General features: G+C 69.6%; 9 protein-coding genes and 1 riboswitch. Of the genes, 8 read left to right on the forward strand and 1 reads right to left on the reverse strand.

Annotated elements, in window-relative coordinates:
• The 8 genes from AC08OQ_RS14310 to AC08OQ_RS14345 form a co-directional block, all read left to right on the forward strand.
• A partial coding sequence (locus AC08OQ_RS14310) for an endonuclease/exonuclease/phosphatase family protein (protein WP_476612110.1) occupies positions 1–1,068 on the forward strand: 1,068 nt, incomplete at its 5' end.
• Positions 1,069–1,689: 621 nt separating this feature from the next.
• Positions 1,690–2,223 carry an NUDIX hydrolase gene (locus tag AC08OQ_RS14315; protein WP_476601496.1) on the forward strand — a complete coding sequence of 178 codons (534 nt, stop codon included), beginning with the start codon at positions 1,690–1,692 and terminating at the stop codon, positions 2,221–2,223.
• 245 nt (positions 2,224–2,468) lie between these two features.
• Positions 2,469–3,359, forward strand: a complete 891-nt coding sequence (locus AC08OQ_RS14320) for a hypothetical protein (RefSeq protein ID WP_476601495.1) — start codon at positions 2,469–2,471, stop codon at positions 3,357–3,359.
• A 135-nt stretch (positions 3,360–3,494) separates the two neighbouring features.
• Positions 3,495–3,650, forward strand: a riboswitch (adenosylcobalamin (AdoCbl) riboswitch).
• Positions 3,651–3,654: 4 nt separating this feature from the next.
• Positions 3,655–3,885, forward strand: a complete 231-nt coding sequence (locus AC08OQ_RS14325; protein WP_462188974.1) for a CbtB domain-containing protein — start codon at positions 3,655–3,657, stop codon at positions 3,883–3,885.
• 35 nt (positions 3,886–3,920) lie between these two features.
• Entirely contained in the window at positions 3,921–4,676 is a 756-nt protein-coding gene (locus AC08OQ_RS14330; protein ID WP_476601493.1) for a CbtA family protein, read from the forward strand.
• Entirely contained in the window at positions 4,639–5,361 is a 723-nt protein-coding gene (locus AC08OQ_RS14335) for a histidine phosphatase family protein (RefSeq protein WP_476612111.1), read from the forward strand. Before AC08OQ_RS14330 ends, AC08OQ_RS14335 begins: the two co-directional genes overlap by 38 nt.
• A gap of 222 nt (positions 5,362–5,583) precedes the next feature.
• Positions 5,584–5,709, forward strand: coding sequence for a hypothetical protein (locus tag AC08OQ_RS14340; protein ID WP_023842045.1), 126 nt, complete (start codon positions 5,584–5,586; stop codon positions 5,707–5,709).
• Positions 5,706–6,773, forward strand: a complete 1,068-nt coding sequence (locus AC08OQ_RS14345; protein ID WP_476601491.1) for a methyltransferase domain-containing protein — start codon at positions 5,706–5,708, stop codon at positions 6,771–6,773. The genes AC08OQ_RS14340 and AC08OQ_RS14345 overlap by 4 nt, the downstream gene beginning before the upstream one ends.
• Before the next feature lie 231 nt (positions 6,774–7,004).
• On the opposite strand, the gene AC08OQ_RS14350 is transcribed toward AC08OQ_RS14345, so the two are convergent.
• A complete protein-coding gene (locus AC08OQ_RS14350; RefSeq protein WP_476601490.1) occupies positions 7,005–8,993 on the reverse strand; it encodes a solute carrier family 23 protein in 1,989 nt (662 codons plus the stop codon).
• Positions 8,994–9,075 lie beyond the last annotated feature (82 nt).

Raw genomic sequence — 9,075 nt, forward strand, 5'->3', positions numbered from 1 at the left:
GCCGCATTCGACCGGTTCACCACCCTCGCCCAGCACGAGGTCTATACCGTTCAGGACAAGACCGACATGCTCGCCGACCTGGAAACGATGGAAATCCTGACCCGCACCGGCGAGGGTCGGCTGCAGCTCAGCCGGGATCCACAGCCGCGGTGGGCCCGGCTTCGCGAGAACCGCGGGAACTTCCTCACCCAACCCCCCGGTAAGGACGCTGTGATCGACGCAGCCGGACGGCAGGATTGGATCGGCTGGGTCGAACTGGTCACCGGCCCCGTCAACGAGACCGGGATCCGCTCCACCGCCCAGGTCATCACGGACATCAACGCCGACGTTCTCGCCGTGATCGAAGCCGAAAACCGTCCGGCGCTGGTCCGGTTCAACACCAGTCTGCTCGCCGGCCTGTACGCCCACGTGATGCTCATCGACGGCAACGACCCCCGCGGCATCAACGTCGGCCTGCTGGCCAAACCCGGCCACACGATCGGCTCGATCGTCAGCCACGTCGACGACCCCGACCCGGCCCGCCCCGACCGGCCGCTGTTCAGCCGCGACTGCCCCGCCTACGAACTGCACACCCCCGCCGGCAACACCGTCTGGGTGCTGCCGAACCATTTGAAAAGCCAGTCTTGGACCTCGGGAAACCCCGACCCGCTACGCCGCCGGCAGGCCCACCGGGTGGCGGAGATCTACACCGCGCTCCGCGACGCCGGCGCCCGATACATCGCCGTCGTCGGTGACCTCAACAAGCCACCCCCGCCCGCGTTCCCCAGCCTCGAACCCCTCCTCGGCCCCGACAGCCCACTCGTGGACGCCACCAGCCGGGCCGGATTCGACACCGGTCCCCGACCCGGTACCTTCCAGTCCTGCACCGCCCGCAACCGACTCGACTACATCCTGCTCTCCCCCGACCTCGCCGACCGGATGACCGGCGGGCAGATCGTCCGCACCGGCCTGTGGGGCGACCCCGACAACAAACACCCATCCGCCCAGTGGGCGATCCACCCCAAGATCACCCGAGCCGGACAGGCCGCCTCCGATCATGCCGCTCTTTACGTCGACCTCGATATCTAAAACACCGCGGTATCTAGAACACCCAGGCAACGCTCTGTTGTGCCGCTGAGCGGACGCCTGCCCCGCCGCCCGATCTGACCCGCCCCCGAACCATCCGGAGAACCATCCGGACAATCACGCAAGGACCACCTGGGGGCGACGAGGAATGATCTGGATCATCTGTACTGAAGGTTGCGGAACAAGCCTCCTCGTAGGTGCCCTACCAGGCGAAGAAGGCCGAAGGCCGGGTCCGCCTGACCGCACGGCGGCCAAATTGTGGGGAGCAAGGCACGGCCCAAGGGGACGTAATGAAGTAACAAATACGTGATCGAGAGCATCATCGCAGGTCACAGGCCTATGGAGGGTTCGAAACGCGCAAGTTATTTCATTTCGACTCCCAAGTACCGCAGACCGTGCTCAGGTCCCCACAACTCACCGGCCAACGGCCGTCCGACGGATTGTGGCCACTGGGTGAGACGGTCGTCGGAGGTGTCGGCCTCGAGGAGGCGGTTCGTGGGACGGCCGCCGTGGCGAACCCGGTCCGGAATCCCCGACGTCCTCGATCCGAGGAACATGTTCGGCGACAAGGGTTACCTTGGCACCGGAACTGCCACACGGTCATGGTAAAGGTGCAGGAGGACCATGCGGCACGAACACCGGACCCCGGTCGACGTTCTTGCGCTACTGGTACGGGACGGCCGCCTGCTCCTGACGAAACGCGCGGGAGACATCTACGGAAGCGGCTGCTGGGCGCTGCCCAGCGGACGGATCGAGCCCGCCGAGGACGTCGTGACCGCGGTGCTCCGGGAGCTCGACGAGGAGCTCGGCATCGGGGTCGAACCCGAGGATGTCGCTTTCGCGGGTGTCACGCATGCCCTTCCGCCGGACAGCGACGCTCGTATCGGTTTCGGCTTCCTGGTGCCGCGATGGAGCGGCGAGCCCACCAATCGGGAGCCGGCCACCTGCTCCGCCCTCGCCTGGCACCCACCGGACGATCTGCCGGCCGACACGCTGGCGTACAGCAGCGAGATCATCCGTCTGCATCTGCGGGCGGAGCCGTTCTCCCGGTTCGGCTGGCCGCCGAGTCGGGGAGCGGGCGCACGATCGCGGCAGGCTTTCTCGGCTATCCGGTCCCGCGACCGGTCCACGGGTCCCCCGCCAGACCGAGCTGACTGATCCAGGTCTGGTAACAGCCGCGGTCGGCGGGCCGGGCCCAGTCGCCGCCCAACCATCCCACCATCCCACCGCCCCGCGGCCCCACCGCCCCGCGGCCATACGGACCCATGGCCGCACGGACACCGCACCCGCAGAATGCGCATGGCAGCGGCGTGGATGCAACATGCAACACAACCTTCACGGTTGTCGACCGATAGCGATGAAGATGCTACTTTCAGTTCACACCTTGGGCGAGAGGAGAGAGGGTGACGATCATCGCCATCACGCCGCATCGAACGCCCGTACGTACCACCGTCGCGATGATCAGCATCCTCGTTCTCACCACCGTCCTGATCGACGCCGGCCTGGCCGGATCCGCCGTGGCCGGCACCTGCCCGACGGCCGAGCCCAGTGACGTAGGGAAGACGGGGAAGATCGAGAAAATCGAGAAAAACTGTCCCAATGGGGACGATGCGCCGCCGTTCGGCTTTCTCGATCTCGTCGACGCCTCCCCCACCGGCATCCGCGTCGCCGGCTGGGCCATCGACCCGGGGGACCTCAGCCACCCCCTGGCCGTAACGATCATTCTGGACGACGTCGCCACCGCCACCGTCATCGCCGACCGCTCCCGTCCCGACGTCGCCCGGGCCCACCCGGGCGCCGGCCCCGACCACGGCTTCGACACCACCGTGGCCGCCGCACCCGGCACCCACACCGTCTGCACCGCCGCGGTGGACATCGGCCCGCTCGGCTCCTTCCACCGGCAGAGCCTCGGCTGCACCACCGCGACCGTGGACGCGCCCGCCGTCGACCACACGCCCTTCGGCTACCTCGACCTCGCGACGCCCAACCCGTGGATCACCGCCGGCTGGAGCAGCGTCCGCGTCGCCGGCTGGGCCTACGACCCCGACGCCCCCGCCGACCCCCTCACCGTCACGGTCACTCTCGACGGTGCCACCGCCGCCACCGCCACCGCGGACACCTCCCGACCGGACGTCGCCCGCTTCTACCCCGACGCCGGCTCCGACCACGGCTTCGAGACCACCGTCATCACCAGCGCCGTCCCGCACACGGTGTGCGCCTACGCCACGAACGCCGGGCCCGACGGCCCCATCCGGCATCAGCTCGGCTGTGCCACCGTCTCCTGGCTCCCCTGACCGCTACTGGTCCCCCTGACCGCATACACAGCACACTGACCGCACGCACAGCACACCAGCATGCCCCACGGGGACCGCACCCGGACCCGTCCAGCCATCCTGGCAGCCCAGAAAACTTGACAGGGTTACATGGCGCTGTTTATCTTTACATGTTCGTGTGATGGAAGCCGGTGTGATTCCGGCATGGTCGCGCCACTGTGACCGGCCCGTCCGTCCTGGACGGTCTCGGAAGTCAGACCCATTACCCGAACCCGTCCTACCCGTGGAACGCGTGATTCCAGTGGAGGTTCTCCTCATGGCGCACCCCGCCGTCTCCCCCGCACCGCTCGCCCAGCCGGCACTGCCGACCCTGCCGACCATCCCGCTGCGTGAGCTGGTGCCCTTCCTGCTCTTCGGCGGGCTGCTGGCGCTGCTCGGGCTGTACTTCGTCGGCGCCGAGCAGGGCGCGCTGTCAATCTTCGGCGGGAACTACGTCCACGAGTTCGTGCACGACGCCCGCCACCTGCTCGGCTTCCCCTGCCACTGACGCCTCCTCCCGCTCTGTTCCAGCAAGGAGACGCTGTGGCACGAACACTGTTGATCCGTGGCATGCTCGTCGGTCTGGTCGCCGGCGTGCTCGCCTTCATCGTCGCGAAGACCCTCGGCGAGAGCCAGATCGGTCACGCGATCACCTTCGAGTCGGCGGGCGAGAGCTCCACTCATGCGCACGAGCCGGTGTCCCGGACCGTGCAGTCGACGCTCGGTCTGTTCACCGGTCTGCTGCTCTTCTCCGTCGCCATCGGCGGCATGTTCGCCCTGGCGTATGCGTGCGTGCAGGGCCGCCTGGGCGCCCTCGGGCCCCGGGGGACGGCCGCCCTGGTGGCCCTCGCCGGGTTCACCGCGGTCTACCTCCTGCCCGATCTGAAGTACCCGGCGAATCCCCCCGCGATCGGCAATCCCGACACGATCGGCCGGCGGACCGTCCTGTACTTCCTCATGATCCTGATCTCGGTGATCGTCGTGGTCGGGACGGGTGTGGCCGCGCGGCGGCTCGGCGGCTGGAACGCGACGATCGCCGCCGTCGTCGGCGGGCTGGTGGTCCTGGGCGTCGTCTACGCCGTCCTGCCCCGCGTGCACGAGACGCCGGAGGGCTTCCCCGCCGACGTGCTATGGCGGTTCCGGATCGCCTCGCTCGCCATCCAGGCGACCGTCTGGGCGGCCATCGGCCTGCTGTTCGGCGCGTTGACCGAACGCGCGTCCCGACGTGCCGCGGCCCCCACCAGCGCGATCGGTGCGATCGGTGCGATCGGTGCCGCCGGTGCGGCTGGCCCTGGTTAGTTGCGCGCCGACCGCGGCCCTGCGGGCCGCCCGGTTCCCTGTCGACGAACCTCTCGACGCCGACGGGCTGCGCCGAGCCGTCGGCGCCGCCGAGGCGGTCGCGGCCGGCGCGCTTCCCGCGACGGGAGGGGTGCTCTGCGACGGATCCGCGCGGGCCTGTCAGACCGCCGCCGCCCTGGGCCTCGGTGCCCGCAAGGGTGACGTCACCATCCCGCGGGCCCCGGGCCCACCCATCGTCCCCAAGGTGGATCCGGCCCTGCGCGACCTGGACGTCGGGGCGTGGCGGGGGCACAGCCTGGACGAGATTCCCCCGGACGAACTGCGCCGGTGGCACAGCGATCCGGCGGTGGCCCCGCCGGGCGGCGAATCCCTACTGAGCTTGCTTGGCCGCGTCGAAAACTGGCTGGCCCGGCGAAGCACCGAACCGGGCCACATCATCGCGGTGACCCATCCAGCGGTCATCCGGGGCGTGCTCGTGGCCGCCCTGCGCTGCCCGGTCGAGATGTTCTGGCGGATCGACGTCGCCCCGTTGACGGCGACCCTCCTGCACCGTCGGATCGGCGCGGACGGTCATGACGGCACGACCGGCACTCAGCCGAAAACGGAGGGTGCCGCGACCGGAACCAGGACCGCGACCAGGACCGGAACCGACTGGACCTTGACGCACGTCTGCCGCCCGCTCTAGCGAGATCCACCGGATCCGGCGTCCGCCGGCGTCGGCGTCAGGATGTCGTGGCCAGCACGCCCGGATGCCGACAAATTTCTTAAATATTAAGAATTGTCAAGTTAGATCAGTTTCCCGGCCCGGCCGCGAGGCTGCCGCGGCCCCTTGACGCGCGGCACCGTCCGGATGGAATCATGGCCGTGGGCCCGAACCCCCAGATGGCCCCAGGTGAGAGGCGGTCGGGTGGGTAAGCACGCGAAACCGGTAGCCTGCCCGACCTGCAACGGCAGCGGGAAGATCACCGTGACCAGCGACGGCAAGAACGAGACCGTCTCCTGCGGCGTGTGCAAGGGCTCAGGGAAGGCGTGAGCGTCCGCCGGGTGAACCGCGAGGACTTCATCCCGGATGAAATCTGGGTCCGGGACGAGGACGGGTTCTTCTTGGTCCCGCTCCGGCGCCAGGATGATCCACAGCGGTGGTCGAAGCTGTGCCGCGGCGACGACGGGATCACGACGCAGGTCGACGACGGGACGGGCAGGTACGACGGTAGGGACGTCATACCGACCAGTTCCAGCAGCGCGCCGTGGGTCATGGCCCGGATGCTTGACCTCCTCGATGTGCGGGACGGGATGAACGTCCTCGAGATCGGTACCGGGACCGGCTATAACGCGGCGCTGCTCGCCGAGCGGACCCCGACCGGCCAGATCACCACCATCGAGATCGATCCGGGAATCGCGGGGCAGGCCCGCGCGGCCCTCGCCAGAATCGGCCGTCCGGTGACGGTGGTCGTCGGGGACGGCGCGGCGGGGTTTCCCGGTCGGGCTCCCTACGACCGGATCATCGCCACAGCGTCGGTGGTTACCGTTCCCTACCCCTGGATCATGCAGACCCGGCCGGGCGGGCGGATCGTGCTGCCGTTCACGAGCGAGTTCGGTGGGGCGCTGCTGTCATTGACCGTTGCGGACGGCACCGCCTCGGGCCATTTTCATGATGAGGCGGGTTTCATGCGGCTGCGCGGCCAGCGGGCCGACAAACCCGTCTGGTGGCTCGGCGAGGACGACGCCGATGTCAGAACAACCTGCCGGTATCTGGATGAGCCCTTCGGGGACGCCGCGGCCGGATTCGCGGTCGGCCTGTGGCTGCCCGGCTGCACCACCGGGCAGATCGAGGAAGGCGGCCCAGCGAAAACACTTCTGCTGTCCCACGCGGCGTCACAGTCGTGGGCGTCACTGACCGCCGGGTCAGACGGGCAGTCGGACGGGCACGAGGTCACCCAGTATGGGCCACGACGGTTGTGGGACGAACTCGAAATGGCCTACGACTGGTGGGTGAACGCAGGACGGCCGTCCTGCACCCGCTTCGGGCTCACCGTCACCCCCGACGGTCAGACATCCTGGCTGGACTACCCGGAGCGGGTCATCCCGGCCTCGTGACCCCCGCGGACGAACCGGCGCGACGGCGAACCGGCGCGACGGCGAATTGCCGAGGATTGGTAACGGTCTCCGGCCTTGAGACCGCGCCCAACCCTCGGCAACTCTCTGTCATCCAACGATCGACGTCATCCAACGATCGACGTCGCCGACCATCGGTGCATCTCCGGGGTCAGCACCTCGGATCCCTGATCCCGGGCCCCGGGCGATCGGTGGCCCTTCACCGCTGCGGCATTACCGCGGCAGGCTGAGCCACCGGGCCCGCCGGCCGGCGGGCGGCGGTTGCTCGTCGGCAGGACCCGCGCCGACCGCGACCATGGGTGCGGGTACCCGCACCGGTGCGTCCCACCGGCGACGCGGGCCGGTCCCAATGACCGCCGTCGGCAACGCGTCCATCGGGTCGACGAACCGGCCGGTCGACTCCTCGAGCACCCAGATGCGCGCGTCGGCGATGTCGAAGTACAGGCCGACGAGTTCTAGCGTGCCGCGTGCCAGGGCACGGCGCACGGCCGGATGCGCGCGCAGGTTCTCCAACTGCTGCGCCACGTTGGCGCGGCCCAGCCTTTCCACCGGGAGCAGATCCTCCGTGCCGGCAGGGGGCGTCCGCTCAAGCGAGACGGCGGCGTGCGACAGCCAGCCCGCCAGGGCCGAGTCGGGTGCGCCGTCGAGCGCGCCGGACAGCAACGCCTGCATGGCGCCACAGCCGGAATGGCCACACACCACGAGCGAGGGCACCCGCAGGACGTCGACGGCGTAGTCCAGCGCGGCGGTCACCGACAGGTCGCCACCGCGTCGCAAGGGCGCGTCCGGGTCGGATCCGGCGGGGTCGTCCACCGGGACGATGTTCCCGACATTACGGATCGTGAACAGGTCACCGGGACCGCTACTGGTGATGATGTTGGGAACAATGCGAGAGTCGGCGCAGGTGAGGAACAGGGCGCCGGGCTGCTGTCCCCCGGCGAGCTCGTCGAAGGTGCCCCGCAGGAGCGGGGCGGCCCGCCGGTGGAACTCGTTCACCCCGAGCAACATTGTGCTGACGTGCTGGACCGTCAGGTCGGGGGAGGCCTGCGCCGGCACCGACGCCGCCGGGGCCGACGCCGCCGGGGCCGGGACTGGGTCCGGGTGGATCGCCGGCGGAACGACGCCGCCGGGCTGGGAATCCGACGACCGCGACTCCGACGAATGGGAATCCGACGGTGACGACGCGAGTTCCAGCTCCTGCCACTGCGACCAGGGCGCGAACCAGCGCGGGAGGTGCGGGACGACGGTGCGGCGCCGCTGCTCCGCGACCTCGGCCGGCCGGCGGAACCAGACCTGGCCGATCTCGTCGACGCTCACCGTTCCGCCGGACGCCTCGTGGTTCGCGCACCAGCCACGCAGATGCTCATAGGCGGCGTGGTCAAGGTAGTCGACGATGAGTTCGATCGAGACGGGGGCACCGACGGGGATGCGGCCCAGGATCCGCGCGAGGCGGGGCAGGGACAGGAAGCTCAGTGTCCCCTCGACTTCTACCTGCCAGAGCTCGTCGGTGCGGACCAGCCGGACACTCGACCACAGCACCCGGCGCAGGACCAGGGCGAGCGCGGTGAGCAGACCCAGGGCGGCACCCTGCAGGAGGTCGAGGGCGACGACACCGACGATTGTCACCAGGTAGACGGGCAGCTCCCCGTGCCGGCGGACGTGGCGCAGATGCGCGACGTCGACCAGCCGCGCACCGACGACGAGCAGGCCGGCGAGGGCGGACAGCGGGATCCACTCCACGGCACGGCCCAAGAACACGGCGAACAGCAGCACCCAGACGCCGTGCAGGACGGCAGACTTCCGGGTACGCCCGCCGGAGGCGACGTTGGTGGAGCTGCGCACGATCACCCCGGTGATCGGCAGCCCGCCGACCAGGCCCGAGGCGAGGTTCGCCGAGCCCTGCCCGAGCAGCTCGCGGTCGAGGTCGACGCGCGGCCCCCGCCAGCCTCGGGTGGTGGCAAGCTGGTCCACCGCGACGGCCGAGAGCAGGGACTCGACGCTGGCGACGATGACGATGGCCAGCGCGATGCCGGACCAGTCACCGCGCGGGAGGCCCGGCAGGGCGACCGCGTCGAACAGGGACGAGGGCAGGTTGACCCTGGGCAGGTCGAAGCCCGCGACGGCGGCGAGCAGGGTGCCCGTCACGACCGCCGCGAGATAGGCGGGGATGGCTCGGACGGCGTTCGGCAGCCTCTTCGGCAAGCGGGGCCAGAGGAGGGGATCTGTCGCTGATCTTGTGATCGAACTGGCCCTCTCATGATCGTCTATTGGTATCGCGCTGTGA

The sequence above is a fragment of the Frankia sp. CcCS3 genome, from assembly GCF_977927575.1.